Source organism: Amycolatopsis albispora (assembly GCF_003312875.1).
In the GTDB taxonomy this organism is placed as follows: Bacteria; Actinomycetota; Actinomycetes; order Mycobacteriales; family Pseudonocardiaceae; genus Amycolatopsis; species Amycolatopsis albispora.
In genome coordinates, this window is sequence record NZ_CP015163.1 from 1,489,378 (window position 1) to 1,503,838 (window position 14,461).

General features: G+C 72.0%; 14 protein-coding genes. 10 read left to right on the forward strand and 4 right to left on the reverse strand.

The window, feature by feature from the left end; translation table 11 throughout:
* Positions 1–2 precede the first annotated feature (2 nt).
* Positions 3–1,811, forward strand: coding sequence for an AMP-dependent synthetase/ligase (locus tag A4R43_RS07195; RefSeq protein ID WP_113691602.1), 1,809 nt, complete (start codon positions 3–5; stop codon positions 1,809–1,811).
* Here A4R43_RS07195 and A4R43_RS07200 read toward each other — a convergent pair.
* The gene (locus tag A4R43_RS07200) at positions 1,802–2,374 is read right to left on the reverse strand and encodes a TetR/AcrR family transcriptional regulator (protein ID WP_236808816.1); all 573 of its coding nucleotides are present in this window, start codon (positions 2,372–2,374) and stop codon (positions 1,802–1,804) included. The genes A4R43_RS07195 and A4R43_RS07200 overlap by 10 nt on opposite strands.
* Positions 2,375–2,470: 96 nt before the next feature.
* Here A4R43_RS07200 and A4R43_RS07205 point away from each other — a divergent pair, with 96 nt between their 5' ends.
* The 6 genes from A4R43_RS07205 to A4R43_RS07230 all read left to right on the forward strand — a co-directional run bounded on the left by A4R43_RS07205 (position 2,471) and on the right by A4R43_RS07230 (position 9,406).
* Positions 2,471–3,490: an aldo/keto reductase gene (locus A4R43_RS07205; RefSeq protein WP_113697399.1), complete on the forward strand. Its 1,020-nt coding sequence runs from the start codon at positions 2,471–2,473 to the stop codon at positions 3,488–3,490.
* Positions 3,490–4,359: an LLM class flavin-dependent oxidoreductase gene (locus tag A4R43_RS07210; protein WP_113691604.1), complete on the forward strand. Its 870-nt coding sequence runs from the start codon at positions 3,490–3,492 to the stop codon at positions 4,357–4,359. The genes A4R43_RS07205 and A4R43_RS07210 overlap by 1 nt, the downstream gene beginning before the upstream one ends.
* Before the next feature lie 123 nt (positions 4,360–4,482).
* The gene (locus tag A4R43_RS07215) at positions 4,483–6,075 is read left to right on the forward strand and encodes an FAD-binding oxidoreductase (protein WP_113691605.1); all 1,593 of its coding nucleotides are present in this window, start codon (positions 4,483–4,485) and stop codon (positions 6,073–6,075) included.
* Between the two features lie 31 nt (positions 6,076–6,106).
* Positions 6,107–7,246, forward strand: a complete 1,140-nt coding sequence (locus A4R43_RS07220) for a sensor histidine kinase (RefSeq protein ID WP_113691606.1) — start codon at positions 6,107–6,109, stop codon at positions 7,244–7,246.
* On the forward strand, positions 7,243–7,872 hold the full coding sequence (locus A4R43_RS07225) for a response regulator transcription factor (protein WP_113691607.1): 630 nt from the start codon (positions 7,243–7,245) through the stop codon (positions 7,870–7,872). Before A4R43_RS07220 ends, A4R43_RS07225 begins: the two co-directional genes overlap by 4 nt.
* Positions 7,873–7,966: 94 nt before the next feature.
* Positions 7,967–9,406, forward strand: a complete 1,440-nt coding sequence (locus A4R43_RS07230; RefSeq protein WP_162788356.1) for an alpha/beta hydrolase — start codon at positions 7,967–7,969, stop codon at positions 9,404–9,406.
* Between the two features lie 273 nt (positions 9,407–9,679).
* Here the strand turns inward: A4R43_RS07230 and A4R43_RS07240 are convergent, their stop codons facing one another.
* Positions 9,680–10,627 carry a LysR family transcriptional regulator gene (locus A4R43_RS07240; RefSeq protein ID WP_113691609.1) on the reverse strand — a complete coding sequence of 316 codons (948 nt, stop codon included), beginning with the start codon at positions 10,625–10,627 and terminating at the stop codon, positions 9,680–9,682.
* A gap of 91 nt (positions 10,628–10,718) precedes the next feature.
* Here A4R43_RS07240 and A4R43_RS07245 point away from each other — a divergent pair, with 91 nt between their 5' ends.
* Together A4R43_RS07245 and A4R43_RS07250 are read left to right on the forward strand one after the other, a co-directional pair.
* The gene (locus A4R43_RS07245) at positions 10,719–11,879 is read left to right on the forward strand and encodes an MFS transporter (protein ID WP_113691610.1); all 1,161 of its coding nucleotides are present in this window, start codon (positions 10,719–10,721) and stop codon (positions 11,877–11,879) included.
* A gap of 47 nt (positions 11,880–11,926) precedes the next feature.
* On the forward strand, positions 11,927–12,367 hold the full coding sequence (locus A4R43_RS07250; RefSeq protein WP_205215262.1) for a PaaI family thioesterase: 441 nt from the start codon (positions 11,927–11,929) through the stop codon (positions 12,365–12,367).
* Between the two features lie 4 nt (positions 12,368–12,371).
* On the opposite strand, the gene A4R43_RS07255 is transcribed toward A4R43_RS07250, so the two are convergent.
* Positions 12,372–13,244, reverse strand: coding sequence for a LysR substrate-binding domain-containing protein (locus A4R43_RS07255; RefSeq protein WP_113697402.1), 873 nt, complete (start codon positions 13,242–13,244; stop codon positions 12,372–12,374).
* Between the two features lie 17 nt (positions 13,245–13,261).
* On the reverse strand, positions 13,262–13,972 hold the full coding sequence (locus A4R43_RS07260) for an SDR family oxidoreductase (RefSeq protein ID WP_236808818.1): 711 nt from the start codon (positions 13,970–13,972) through the stop codon (positions 13,262–13,264).
* 299 nt (positions 13,973–14,271) lie between these two features.
* Between A4R43_RS07260 and A4R43_RS44595 the strand changes: the two genes are divergently transcribed.
* Positions 14,272–14,433, forward strand: a complete 162-nt coding sequence (locus A4R43_RS44595) for an NADAR family protein (protein WP_335645147.1) — start codon at positions 14,272–14,274, stop codon at positions 14,431–14,433.
* Positions 14,434–14,461 lie beyond the last annotated feature (28 nt).

A 14,461-nucleotide genomic window follows, 5' to 3' on the forward strand; every position in this document is an offset into this window, starting at 1 on the left:
CCATGACCGCCGACTTCGTCGACCAGCTCGAGCCCAACGTGGCCGTGCAGTTCCTCAACCGGGTGGCCGAAACCCCGGACCTGGAGGCGTTCCGCTACCCGGCCGGCGACGGCTGGAAGTCGGTGACCTGGCAGGAAAGCAGCGACCAGGTGCGCCGCCTCGCCGCCGGGTTGCTGGCGCTCGGCCTCGAACCCGAGCAGCGCGTCGGCATCGCCTCGGGCACGCGCTACGAATGGATTCTCGCCGACCTCGCGGTGATGTGCGCCGGTGGCGCGACCACCACGGTCTACCCGAGCACGAACGCCGAGGACACCGCCTACATCCTCGGTGACTCGGAGTGCCGCGTGCTCTTCGCCGAGGACGACGCCCAGCTCGCCAAGGTCACCGAGCACCGCGACTCCCTGCCGCGACTGTCCAAAGTGGTCACCTTCGACGGCACGGCCGACGGCGACTTCGTGCTCACCATGGACGCGCTCGCCGAACTCGGGGATGCCTATCTCGCCGAGCACCCCGGTGTGGTCGAGGAGACCGCCGCGGCCATCGAGCCCGACCAGCTGGCCACGCTGATCTACACCTCCGGCACCACCGGCAAGCCGAAGGGCGTGCGTCTGCGGCACCGCGGCTGGGTCTACGAAGGCGCGGCGATCCGCGTCCAGAACATCCTCGACGAGCGCGACCTGCAGCTGCTGTGGCTGCCGATGGCGCACGCGTTCGGCAAGGTGCTGCTGTCCGCGCAGCTCGCGTGCGGGTTCGCCACCGCGATCGACGGCCGCGTCGAGAAGATCGTGGACAACTGCGCGGCGGTGAAACCGACCTTCATGGGCGCCGCCCCGCGCATCTTCGAGAAGGCCTACGCCCGCATCCAGACCATGCAGGCCGCCGAGGGCGGCGTGAAGGAGAAGCTGTTCACCAAGGCGTTCGAGGACGGGCTGCGGTTCGACGAACTCCAGCGCCAGGGCAAGCCCGTTCCGCTGCCGCTCAAGGTGCGGCACGCGTTGTTCGACAAGCTCGTGTTCAGCAAGGTGCGTGAGCGCTTCGGCGGCCGCGTGCGGTTCTTCATCTCCGGCTCGGCGGCGCTCAACCGCGACATCGCGCAGTGGTTCCACGCCGCGGGCATCCTCATTCTCGAGGGCTACGGCATGACCGAGAACACCGCGGGCGCCGCGGTCAACCACCCGGACACCAACCGGTTCGGCACCGTCGGGCGCGCGCTGCCGGGTGCCGAGGTCAAGATCGGCGAGAACGACGAGGTGCTGCTGCGCGGCCCGCACATCATGGCCGGGTACCACAACCTCCCCGAGGAGACGGCGAACGCGTTCACCGAGGACGGCTGGCTGCGCACCGGCGACCAGGGCAGCCTCGACGAGGACGGCTTCCTCACCATCACCGGCCGCATCAAGGACCTGTTCAAGACCTCCGGCGGGAAGTACGTCGCGCCCACCGCGATCGAGTCGAAGTTCGCCGCGATCTGCCCGTACGCCAGCCAGTTCCTGGTGTTCGGCGCCGAGCGCAACTTCGTGGTCGCGCTGATCACGCTCGACCCGGACGCGATGGCGTCGTGGGCGGGGGAGAACGGCATGGCGGGCAAGAGCTACCAGGAGATCATCCGCTCGGACGAGGCACGCGCGATGGTCGCCGGGTACGTCGACCAGCTCAACGCGGGCCTCAACCGCTGGGAGACGGTCAAGAAGTGGGAGATCCTCGACGAGGACCTCAGCATCGAGTCCGGTGAGCTGACCCCGTCGATGAAGGTCAAGCGCAACGTCGTGGCCGCCAACAACGCGGAGCTGCTCGCGGCCTTCTACGAGTGATCCGCGCGCAGGCCCGCGATCAGGACCTTCACCAGCCGCTTCGCGTCGTAGTCCGGCCCGCCGCCGATGCAGAGGTTGCCGACCCCGCGCATCAGCTCGATGGCCCGCAGATCGGTGCGGATCTCATCGGCGGCTGACGCGGCGTCGAGCAGCTGGGCGCACACCGGCACCAGGCGGTCGAGGAAGTAGGTGTGCAGCGCCTCGAACCCGGCTTCGTCGGACTGCAGCACGGCGGCGAGGCCGTGCTTGGTGACCAGGAACTCGACGAACCGGTCGATCCAGCGCGCCAGCGCGGTGTACGGCGACGCGTTCGCCGCCAGCAGCGCGGGCCCGGCTTCCGCGCAGGCTTCGACCTGGTGCCGGTAAACGGCGATGATCAGGTCCGCCCTGGTCGGGAAGTGCCGGTAGATGGTGCCCATGCCGACGCCCGCCTTGGCGGCGATGTCGCGCACCGGCGCGTCCACGCCCGAAGCCACAAAAACCGCGGCCGCCGCGTCGAGCAGCGTCTCCTCGTTGCGCCGCGCGTCCGCGCGCTTGGACCGGGTGCCCTTGCCGTCCGTCACCGTGCCTCCACCTCCGGGGTTGCAAAGCGGAACAGTGCTCCGTATGGTTAACGGAGCAACGTTCCGGTTGCTCATGATGCCATGGAGGGCACGCTCATGCAGTACCGCACCTTGGGGCGCACCGGTGTGCAGGTCAGCACGCTGGCGCTCGGCGCGATGAACTTCGGCGCGATCGGGCGCACCACCCAGGACGAGGCCACCGCCATCGTCGACGGCGCGCTGGACGCCGGGATCAACCTGATCGACACGGCCGACATGTACGGGCGGGGCGAGTCGGAGGAGATGGTCGGCCGGGCCATCGCGGGCCGCCGCGACGACCTCGTGCTGGCCACGAAGGCCGCCATGCCGATGGACGAGGACCGCAACCACCGCGGCACTTCGCGCCGCTGGCTGGTCACCGAACTGGAGAACAGCCTGCGGCGCCTCGGCGTCGACCACGTCGACCTGTACCAGATGCACCGCTGGGACCCGGCCACCAGCGACGAGGAAACCCTGTCGGCGCTGACGGACCTGCGGCAGGCCGGGAAGATCCGCTACTTCGGCTCGTCGACCTTCCCGGCGTACCGCATCGTGCAGGCGCAGTGGGCCGCGCGGGCGGGGAACCTCGGGCGGTACGTCACCGAGCAGCCGCCGTACTCGATCCTGCAGCGCGGGGTGGAGGCCCACGTGCTGCCGGTGACCGAGGAGTACGGCATGGGCGTGCTGGCGTGGAGCCCGCTGGCGTCGGGCTGGCTCTCCGGCGCGGTCCGCGAAGGCCAGGAGATCACCACCAACCGCTCGTCCACGCTGCCGCAGCGGTTCGACACCTCGCTGCCGGTCAACCAGGCCAAGCTGGCGGCGGTCGAGCGGCTGGCCAAGGTCGCCGCCGACGCCGGGCTGACGATGATCCAGCTCGCGCTCGGTTTTGTCACCGCGCACCCGGCGGTGACCAGCGCGCTGATCGGCCCGCGCACGGTGGGCCACCTGGAGTCGCAGCTCGCCGCCGCGGACACCGTGCTGTCCGGTGACGTGCTCGACGCGATCGACGAGATCGTCGCGCCCGGGATCGACCTCGCTCCGGACGAGAAGCACGACACCCCGCCAGCACTGCTCGACGCGAAGCTGCGGAGGCGATGATGGGCACCGCCTTCGGCATCATGACCGCACAGCAGCAAGTGTCCTATGAGGACATCCTGCGGGTGTGGACCGAGGCCGACGCGGTCCCGGAGATCCAGCACGCGTGGGTGTTCGACCACTTCATGCCGATCGGCGGTGACCCCGCCGGGCCGATCCTCGAAGGCTGGACGCTGCTTTCGGCACTGGCCGCGCGGACGCGCCGGCTGCGGCTGGGCGTGCTGGTCACCAGCAACCGGTTCCGGCCGCCCGCGCTGCTGGCGAAGATCGCCACCACGGTGGACCAGGTTTCCGGTGGACGGCTCGACTTCGGCATCGGCGCCGGTTCACGCCCGAGCCACCCGCTGGCCCGGCGCGAGTACGACGCACACGGCCTGCCGTACCACGACGCGGCCCATGCGGTGGCGGGCCTGGCCGAGGCGTGCGCGGTCATCCGTCGCTTGTGGACGGAGGAGGAGCCGTTCGACTTCGACGGCGCGCACGTCCGGCTGGCCGGTGCGTACGGGAACCCGAAACCGGTGCAGCGGCCGCACCCGCCCATCATGATCGGCGGCCGCTCGTCCGCGACGCTGCGGGTGGTGGCCGAGCACGCCGACCTGTGGAACATGCCGGGCGGGGGCATCGAGGACATCGCAGCCGCGATTAGCCGCAGCAAGCTGCTGGACCGGTACTGCACGGAGATCGGGCGCGACCCGGCGGCGATCACCCGCTCGATCTACCTGCCGGTCTCCTACGAACGGCCGGGGGAGACGCGGGCGGCGGTCGTGGAGGCGGAAGGTGCGGGTTTCGGGCATATCGTGCTGGGTTTGGCTGATCCGTATCCGGATGGTGTCGTGAAGTGGGTTGCCGAGGAGATCATCGGCGCCCGGTGAGGTGGACGCGCCTCAGCCGATCGGTGGAGTGCGGGTTCAGCCGTGCTTTCCCGCCGGATCACCGATGCGGGTCCGTGGCCTTCGCTGGAACGGTGGTGGGGTCCACCGGCGAAGGGGAGCGGGATGACCGAACGGCACGAGGTGAGCAGGCGGCTGCTGCTCACCGGAGCGGGTGCGGCGGCGGGAGCCGGGCTGGTGGGGAGCGCGGTTCCGGCCGTGGCCGGGGAACCAGCGGCGCCGGTGTCGATCCGGCCCGGTGATCCGAGGTACGAGAACCTGTTGCGCGGCAACAACTTCCGGTTCACCGGGCAGCCGGACGAGATCCGCGTGGCCGGATCCGCCGGGCAGGTGGTGCGGGCGGTGTCCGACGCGGTGCGCTCCGGGCGGCGGGTCGCGCCACGCAGCGGTGGCCACTGCTTCGAGAACTTCACCGCCGACCCCGCGGTCAAGGTGCTGCTCGACCTCTCACCGATGGACGAAGTCGGCTACGACCCGGCGATGCGTGCGTTCTCGGTGCAGCCGGGAGCCACGCTCGGCCGGGTGTACCGGCGGCTCTACCAGGGCTGGGGCGTGACGATCCCCGGCGGCAGCTGCCCGGCGGTCGGCGCCGGCGGGCACTTCGCCGGTGGCGGGTACGGGGCGCTGTCCCGCCGCCACGGCTCGGTGGTCGACCACCTGTACGGCGTCGAAGTGGTGGTCGCCGATCGCGACGGCGCCCGCGTGGTGGTCGCCACCCGCGAACCCGGCGACCCCCACCACGACCTGTGGTGGGCGCACACCGGCGGTGGCGGCGGGAACTTCGGCGTGGTCACCCGGTACTGGCTGCGCTCGCCCGGCGCCACCGGCGAGCGGCTGCTGCCCGCTTCACCCGGTGAAATGCTGGAGTGCGTGCTCGCGTGGTCGTGGGAGGACATGACCGAGCAGGCGTTCACCACGCTGCTGCGGAACTTCGGTGCCTGGCACGAGCAGCACAGCGAGCCGGGCGGGCGGGCCGCCGGGCTGTACGCGATCCTGCTGCTGACCCACCGCAGCAGCGGGTACTTCTCGCTGGCCGTGCAGATCGACGGCGGCCTGCCCGGCGCCGACGAACTGGTCGGCGAGTTCGTCGCCGCGCTGACCGCGGGCACCGGAGTCAAGCCGATCGAGGACCTGCGGCGACGGCACTCGTGGCTGCACAAGCTGACCTGGCCGGGCACCGGCGAATCCGGCGACGCGGGCACGCGCCGGTACAAGAACAAGGCCGCCTACTTCCGCCGCGCACCCGACGGCGACCAGCTCGCCGCCATCCACCGGCACCTGACGAACAACACCGGCACCCCGGCCTCCGGTTTGCTGCTGATCGGCTACGGCGGCCAGATCCGCGCGGTGGCGCCGGAGGCCACCGCGATCGCGCAGCGCGACGTGGTGATGAAGGCGGTCTACTTCACCGCGTGGGCCGACAAAGGCGGTGACGAGGCCCACCTCACCTGGGTCCGGGAGTTCTACCGCGACGTCTACCTCGCCACCGGCGGGGTGCCGGTGCCCGGGGAGATCAACGACGGCTCCTACATCAACTATCCGGACGTCGATCTGCTCGATCCGGCGTGGAACGCCTCCGGGGTGCCGGCGCGGACGCTGTACTACAAGGACAACTACCCGCGGCTGCGGCGGATCAAGGCACGCTGGGACCCGCGCGGGGTGTTCGGGCACGCCCTGGGCGTCGAACTGTCGGGCTGACCGGCCATGATGGTGGCGGGGAGGGGTGCGCATGGACTGGGCGACCGGGGTGGTGCCGTACGGCCTGCTGGCGGCGCTGGCGGGGCTGACGGTGGTGCTTCGGGTGTCCGAAGGCCAGTCGCCGGTGGCGGAGCTGGTGCTGTGCGCGCTGATGGCGGGCTGGATCCTGGCGCTGTACACGCTGCGGCCCGACTGGCGCGAGTGCCCCGGCGTGATGGCGGTGTTCTGCGCCGGGCTGATCGTGCTCCTGGCCGTGCTGGTGTTCCGGGCGCCGTGGTTCGGCTTCTTCACACCCGCCGCGTACCTCTTCACGTTCCTGGTGCTGCGGTGGCCGTGGCGGCTGGGCGGGGTGGCGGCGGTTTCCGTGGTCGCGGGCACCGCGCAGGCGTACGGCGTGCAGAAGGGCACGCCCGCCGGGCTGCTGATCTACGGTGCCGTGGTGGCCGCGAACGTGCTGCCGCTGTGCCTGTTCGCCTGGTACGCCTGGCGCAGCGACCAGCAGAACGCCGAGCGGCTGCGGATACTGGCGGAGAACGCCGTGCTGCACGAGCAGCTGGTGGCGCAGGCCAAGACCGCCGGGGTGCACGAGGAACGGGACCGGATGGCGCGGGAGATCCACGACACCCTGGCGCAGGGGCTCACCGGCATCATCAGCCAGCTCCGCGCCGCCGAGCACGCCGAGCCCGGGGACATGCGACGGCACGTGGTCACCGCGGCCGGCCTGGCCAGGGAGAGCCTGACCGAGGCGCGCCGCTCGGTGGACGCGCTGCGGCCGGATTCGCTGCGGACGGCCAGGCTGGGCGAGGCGCTGGCGAGCGTGGCCGAGCGCTGGTCGGCGCTGCACGGCGTCCCGGTCCAGGTCACCACCACCGGCACCGTGCGGCCGCTGCGGCCGGAGGCCGAGGTCGCCCTGCTCCGGGCCGCGCAGGAGGCGCTGGCCAACGTGGCCAGGCACGCGCGGGCGAACCGCGTGGGCGTGACACTGTCCTATTTGGACGAGGAGGTGGCGCTGGACGTGCGTGACGACGGCAGCGGCTTCGACCCGGTCCGCGCGGGCGGGTTCGGGCTGGTCGCTATGCGGCAGCGGATCGAGGAGCTGTCCGGCACGCTGCGGATCGAGTCGGCGCCCGGGGCGGGCGCGGGCATCTCGGCCAGGGTGCCGGTCGCGTGATCCGGCTGCTGATCGTGGACGACCACCCGGTGGTCCGGGACGGGCTGAGCAGCCTGTTCGGGCGTGATCCCGAATTCGAGGTGGTCGGCGAGGCCGGCGACGGTGCCGAGGCGATCCGGCTCGCCGGGACGCTGCGGCCGGACGTGGTGCTGATGGACCTGCGCATGCCGGGCGTGGACGGTGTGAGCGCCACCCGCGAACTGGCCGCGGGCGGCGCGCGTGTGCTGGTGCTCACCACCTACGACACCGACAGCCACGTGCTGCCCGCGATCGAGGCGGGCGCCACCGGCTACCTGCTCAAGGACGCCCCGCGCGACGAACTGCTGCGCGCGGTCCGGGCGACCGCGCGGGGTGAGGCGGTGCTCGCGCCGTCGGCGGTCGCGCTGCTGATGAACCGCGTGCGCACGCCCGCCACCGGACCGCTCAGCGCGCGTGAACTCGAGGTGCTGCGGCTGGTCGCCGCCGGAAACACCAACCGCGAGGCGGCGGCGAAGCTGTTTGTCACCGAAGCCACCGTCAAGTCCCACCTGCTCAGCATCTACGGCAAGCTCGGCGTCAACGACCGCGCGGCCGCCGTCACCGAAGGCTTCCACCGCGGCCTGCTCACCCCGCGCGGCCCGGACTAGGGCCTGCCTCACCACGGAAGCGGGGGAGTGCACCGTGGTTGCCACCCCGGCGGTTCCGCGACGCTTTCCGGTGAACCCAGGGGAGAGGTGAACCGTGAAGAAGTCCAGGAAAACCGCCGTGGCCGTGGTCGGTGTGCTCGTTGCCGGTCTGTTCACCAGCGGTGCGGCAGCGGCCGGGGAAACGCCGGAAATCGAGTGGGGGAGTTGTCCGTCGCCGTCCGCGCCCGGGCTTGAATGCGGCGTGCTCCGCGTGCCCGTGGATTACCGCGAACCAGGCGGAGCCCAGCTCGAAATCGCGGTTTCGCGGTTGCGCAGCGCCGATCCGGCCCGGCGACGCGGAGTGCTGCTGGTCAATCCGGGTGGTCCAGGGCTGGCCGGGCTCGACCTTCCGGCGGTCATCGCGAACCGGGGAGTGCCGCGGAGCCTGCTGGATTCCTACGACCTCGTCGGGTTCGATCCCCGCGGGATCGGCCGCAGCGCTCCGGTGACCTGCGACCTTTCCCCGGAGCAGCTGACCACCGCTTTCGGCACCTACGCCCACACCCCGGACGACGTGGTGGCGCAGGCTGGGCGGGCCACGGAAATCGCGGAGAAATGCGTGGCGAAGGGCGGGGACAACCTGCCCCACCTGACCACCAGGAACACCGCCCGCGACCTCGACCGGATCCGCGAAGCACTCGGTGAGCGCCGGATCTCCTATTTCGGCACGTCCTACGGCACCTATCTCGGCGTGGTCTACGCGGAACTGTTCCCGGCGCGCACCGACCGGTTCCTGCTCGACAGCGCCGCGAGCCCGGATCTGGTGTGGCGCGAGCAGTTCCGCGGCTGGGGGCCGGGTACCGAACTGCGCTTCCCCGACTTCGGCGCGTGGGCCGCGGCCAGGCACGAGACCTACCGGCTCGGGCGCACGGTCGACGAAGTCCGCGCGACCTACTTCGCGCTCGCGGGCCGGCTCGACCGGACACCGATCGCCGGGATCAACGGGGACGTGTTCCGCCAGCTGACGCGGTTCCAGCTGTACAGCGACGCCGCTTTCCCCGCGCTTGCCGGAATCTGGCAGCACCTGGCGAACGGCGAAGCGCCGCCGCCGAGCGGCCCGCCCGCGCCGGGTGACAACTTCGTCGCCGGATATCTCGCGGTCACCTGCGGGGACGTGCGGTGGCCGACTTCGCTGGCGCACTACCAGCACGCGGTCCGCACCGACCGCGCACGGTATCCGATGGTGGGCGCGATGACCGCGAACGTCACGCCGTGTGCCCGCTGGCCGCTCGCCCCGCGTGAGGCGCCGACCGAGATCAGCGGCCACGGCCCGGCGCGGTTCCTGATCCTGCAGAACCTCCGCGACCCGGCGACGGTCTACAGCTCCGGGGTGCGGTTGCGGGCCCAGCTCGGCGGCCGGGCGCGGCTGGTGACCGTGGACGAGGGCGGGCACGGGATCTACCCGGGCCTCAACCCGTGTGCCGACGAACTCGCCACGCGCTGGCTGGTCGACGGCGCCCTGCCCGCCGGGGACCAGTGGTGCACCTCGGGATAGGCCTTCGACGGCCGGTCCAGCAGCGAGCCGGGCCGGCCGCGCAGGTGGCGGTCGGCGAACGCGGTGACGTAGGCCCTGGTCACCCGCGTGCCGCGGGTGGTGGGGAGGGGCTGCCCTCCGGCGGCGGGAGGCCGAACTGACGTGCCAGCAGCGGGTGACCGGTGGTGCGCGTGCATCGCGGTGATCGTGCTCGCGCCACCCACTGAATGACCCGCCATCACCGTCAGTGCTGCCGCAGGCGAGGCAGCCGGTGGTCCGCCCGCCGGTGACTCGTCACGCAGGTGCAGGCTCGACCAGCCGACGGGGAACGGCCCGGTGGGCGCGGTCAGCGCGAGCGGCGATCTCACCCAGCGCCTCGGCGAAGGCGCGGATGGCGGGGGTCTCGTGCTCCCGGCGCCAGACCAGGCCCAGGCTGGATTCGGGCAGCCCGGTGACCGGCAGGTAGGCGAGCGCGGCTCGGCGGTGGTGCTCGGCGGTGGGCTGGCACAGCAGCATCGCGCCCCGGCCCGCGGCGGCGAGCGTCAGCCCTTCCTGCAACGTGCTCACCAGCGGGCCGGGTGGCACGGGCGCGCCAGCCGGAGTGTGGGCGGGAGCTTGGAACTCGCGCCAGTACGCCGGGGCCGGTTCCTTGATCCCGATGAGCGCGCAGTCGGCCAGGTCTTCGGCCACCACCGAGGCACGCGAAGCGAAGGGATGCCGCACCGACACCGCGAGGGTCTGCTGCTGCCGCGAAAAAATCGGCCCCAGCACCAAATCCGGCTCGTCCACCGGCAGCAGCACCACCGCCGCGTCCACTTCCTGCCGGTACAGCGGGCCGAACGGGTCGGCCAGCGGGATCTCCACCACCTCGGTCGTGCAGCCGGGCCACCGCTCGCCGAACCGGGCGATCGCGGCCATCAGCTGGTCGTTCGCGCTGCCCTGGAACCCCAGCCGCAGCAGGCCCCGCACCCCGCGCGCGGCGGCGGTGGTGTCGGCGACCGCGGCGCGCAGTTCCTCGTAGGCGGGCCGGGCCCTGGCCAGGAACTGCTCGCCCAGCGGGGTCAGCCGCACCCGGCGGCTGGTCCGCTCGACCAGCCGCGCGCCGATCCGGCTCTCCAGCGCACGCAGCAGCTGGCTGACCCGGCTCTGCGACAGGTACAGGCGCTCGCCCGTCCGTCCGAAGTGGAGTTCCTCGGCCAGCACGAGGAAGCACTCCAGCTCGCGCACCTCCAGCCCGCCCACCGGTACCTCCCTCTCGGTCCATGAGCCAGCCTAATCGACCGATGACGGATCGGTCGTTGTTCCGGCTGTTCAGGGCGGATTGGCTGGACCCATGGCACAACTCACGGACACCGCCCGCCCGCTGCGCGGCTGGTTCGGTGTCGCGGCCACGGCCGCCGCGACCTTCACCGTCGTCACCTCCGAAATGCTGCCGGTCGGGCTGCTCACGCCGATCGGCTCGGCGCTGCGCGTCACCGAGGGCGTCGCCGGGCTCACGCTGACCATCACCGGACTGGTCGCCGCGGTGTCGGCGCCGCTGCTGACCCCGCTGCTGGGCCGGTTGGACCGCCGCCTCGCGCTGGCCGCGCTGATGGTGGTGCTGGCGCTGGGCAATCTGCTGGCCGCGTGGTCGCCGGGGTTCGGGGTGATGGTGGCGGGCCGGGTGCTGGTCGGCGTCGGCATGGGCGGGGTGTGGGCCATCGCCGCGGGCCTCGGCGCGCGGCTGGTGCCGGGACGGCCGTCAGCTACCGCGTTGATCTTCAGCGGGATCGCGGTGGCCTCGGTGCTGGGTGTGCCGCTGGGCACCTATCTCGGTGAGCTGGCGGACTGGCGGACGGTGTTCCTGGTCGCGGCCGTGCTGGCGCTGGCCGTGGCGGTCGCGCTCGTGGTGCTGTTGCCGCCGCTGCCCGCCGAGCCGGGCCTGCGGCTGAGCGGGGTGCTGCGGCTGGTGGGCGACCCGCGTGCCGGCACCGGACTGGCCGTGGTGGCGCTGCTGGTCACCGGGCACTTCGCCGCCTACACCTACGTGCGGCCGGTATTGGCGGAAGTGTCCGGTGTGGACAGCGGGCTCGGTGCGCTGCTGCTGGGGTACGGGATCGCCGGGGTGGCGGGCAACTTCGCCGCCGGGTGGGCGGCGGCCCGTTCCCCGCGCGCGACGCTGGCCGGGCTCGGTGTGGTGCTGGCGGCCGCGGTGCTGCTGATCCCGCTGCTCGGTGGCGGGATCGTGCTGATGGTGGTGTGGGGCCTGGCCTACGGCGGCGTTTCGGTGGGCACGCAGACCTGGCTGCTGGCGTCGGTGCCGCACGCGCGGGAGGCGGGTTCGGCGTTGTTCGTCGGCGTGTTCAACGCGGCCATCGCGGCGGGTGCGCTGGTGGGTGGCCGGGTCGCCGACGGGCTGGGCGTGACCGCGGTGATGTGGGCGGGTGGCGCGCTGGCCGTCGCCGCGGCCGTGGTCGCCGGGCTCGGCCGGGCGCCCGCGTCCGGCAGGCTCTGAACGATCTTGCATAGTGGACGGTGATCCGGCGAAGGCGAGGAGAGCGCGTGGCAGAGGTGAGCCCCGAGGTGCGGGCGCGGGTGCAGGCCAGTTTCGACCGCCAGGGGCTGATGACCCATCTCGGCGCGCGCCTGACCGGCATCGAGGAAGGCACCGTGCGCATCACCCTGCCCGCGCGGCCGGAAGTGACCCAGCAGAACGGCTACTTCCACGCCGGGGCGACCAGCGCCATCGCCGACACCGCGGGCGGCTTCGCCGGGTTCACGCTGTTCCCCGAGAACACCTCGGTGCTCACCGTCGAATACAAGATGAACCTGCTGGCCCCGGCGATCGGCGAGTACCTGGAGGCGGTCGGCACGGTGCTCAAGCCCGGCCGCACGCTGACCATCTGCCGCCTCGAGGTCTTCGCCGTGCGGGACGGGCAGCCGAAGCTGGTGGCCGCCGGTCAGCAGACCCTGATCTGCGTGGACGCGCGCCCGGAGCAGTGAGGTTTCAGGCGAACGCGGTGAGGAAGGCGTCGCGGGCGTCGGAATTGCTGTGCTGCGGCCAGAGCGCCTGGAGCGGGACGTGCACCGGCGGCCGCAGTTCGAGCACCCGGACCGCGTCGCCCGCGGCCGGGCCGGGGGAGGCGGTGACAAAGGCGATGCCGTCGGTTTCGAGCACGGCGGTCACCGGCGGTGTGCCCTGGATCGGGTTGCGGCGGACGCGGGGCTCGAACCCGGCGTCGCGGCACAGGTTGAGCAGCAGATCGGTGTAGCCGGACCGGCCCGGCTGCCCCCACACGGTGATCTCCTCGTCCGCGAGATCGGCCAGCTCGACTTCGCGCTGCCCGGCGAGCGGGTGCCCGGCGCCGACGGCCACGCGCAGCCGCTGCCGGATCAGCGTGGTGCGGACCAGGCCGTGCGCCGGGGTCAGCGCACGGCCCAGCCCGAGGTCGAGTTCCCCGTCGAGCAGTTGCGCGGTGAGTTCGGCGGGGTAGCGCTGGTTGACGTCGGTGACCAGCCCGGGATGCGCGGCTTGCGCCCGGCGCAGCAGGGAGATGACCTCGTCGCCGGTGACGGCCGGGGTGTGCCCGATGCGGAGGCGCTCCGGCTCACCGCGCCCGATGCGGCGGGCCCGCTGCACCGCCGACGCGGCCACACCGTGCAGGACGCGGGCATCGTCGATCAGCGCCTGGCCCGCCGGGAGCACGGTGACGCCGGTCGCACCGCGCTCGAGCAGGGCGACGCCGATCTCGCGTTCGAGCGTGCGCACCGAGGTCGACAGCGCCTGCTGGCTCAGGTGCAGGCGTGCCGCGGCACGGGTGAAGCTGCCCTCCTCGGCGACGGCGACGAAGTGGTTCAGCTTGTACAGGTCGAGGCCCACGTCCGGCATGGTAGGCGTCAGCGGGTGGTGTAGCCCCCGTTCGGGAACAGCGTCTGCCCGGTGAACCAGCCGCCGCCGGTGGCCAGGAACCGGATGATCGGCACGATGTCCTCGATCCGGGTCAGCCGCCCGCCCATCGCCTGCGACTTGTGGAACTCCACCCGCTCGGGGGTTTCCTGCGGGTAGAAGAACGGCGTGTCCATCGGGCCGGGGGCCACCACGTTGACCGAGATGCCGCGGTCGGCGAACTCCTTGGCGGCGGCCCTGGTGAAGTGCTCCAGCGGGGCCTTGCCGCCGGCGTAGGTGGCGTAGCCGTCGGTGAAGGCGGCCAGCAGCGAGGTGCCGAGGCTGATGATCCGGCCGTGGTCGGCCAGGCGCCGCCCGGCTTCCTGGATGAAGAAGTAGGCCGCCTTGGCGTTGACCGCGAACATGCGGTCGTACTCCTCCTCGGTGGTGTCCAGGATCGGCTTGCGCAGCACCATGCCGGTGGTGTTCACCGCGATGTCGGCGCCGCCGAAGGTGTCCACGGCGGTGTCGAACAACCGCCGCACGTCGGCCACCTTGGTCAGGTCGCCCTGCACGGCGACGGCTTCGGAACCGGCGCCGCGCACCGCCTCGACGGTCTTCTCGGCGTCGGCGGCCGAGCCGTCCCCGTGGTAGTGGACGACCACCTTCGCGCCCTCCTCGCCCGAGCGTGGTGGACAGCAGGCCGCCGAGGTTCTTCGCACCGCCGGCGATGACCGCCACCTTGTCGCGCAGGCTCATGTTTTCTCTCCTTTGTGGCCGGAACGTTTTCGCTGTTCCCGACGGTAGGAGCCGGTGGCGGACGCGGGGAAACACAAGATCTGGTTGGGGCCACAAAGCCCGCCGATACCCGCTGCGTGCCGCACTCGGCGACGCGAAAACCGGGCCACCCTCAAGAACGATGGCCGGGTGAAGTTCCTGTTCTTCTGGGGGGCACCAGCCCGAACGGGACGGACGCGCCGGGCGCGGCTGCCTGAGCCAGTGGTGGCCGGAACCGTTCGAAGTGGACGGACGTGTCTTTCCCACGGCGGAGCACTACCTGATGTGGCGCAAGGCCGTGCTGTTCGGCGACCACCCCTCGGCGAAGGCGATCCTCACAGCCATCCGCACCTGCGCGAGTTTCTGCTCGCCACCGGGGACGAACCGGCGCGCTGGCCAGGGCTGAACCTGCTCGGCTTCGCGCTGGCGGAAGC

Bases quoted from the DNA above. Each gene is read 5' to 3' on its own strand.
- A4R43_RS07195 (WP_113691602.1), top strand. From the start codon at position 3: ATGACCGCCGACTTCGTCGACCAGCTCGAGCCCAACGTGGCCGTGCAG.
- A4R43_RS07205 (WP_113697399.1), top strand. From the start codon at position 2,471: ATGCAGTACCGCACCTTGGGGCGCACCGGTGTGCAGGTCAGCACGCTG.
- A4R43_RS07210 (WP_113691604.1), top strand. From the start codon at position 3,490: ATGGGCACCGCCTTCGGCATCATGACCGCACAGCAGCAAGTGTCCTAT.
- A4R43_RS07215 (WP_113691605.1), top strand. From the start codon at position 4,483: ATGACCGAACGGCACGAGGTGAGCAGGCGGCTGCTGCTCACCGGAGCG.
- A4R43_RS07220 (WP_113691606.1), top strand. From the start codon at position 6,107: ATGGACTGGGCGACCGGGGTGGTGCCGTACGGCCTGCTGGCGGCGCTG.
- A4R43_RS07245 (WP_113691610.1), top strand. From the start codon at position 10,719: ATGGCACAACTCACGGACACCGCCCGCCCGCTGCGCGGCTGGTTCGGT.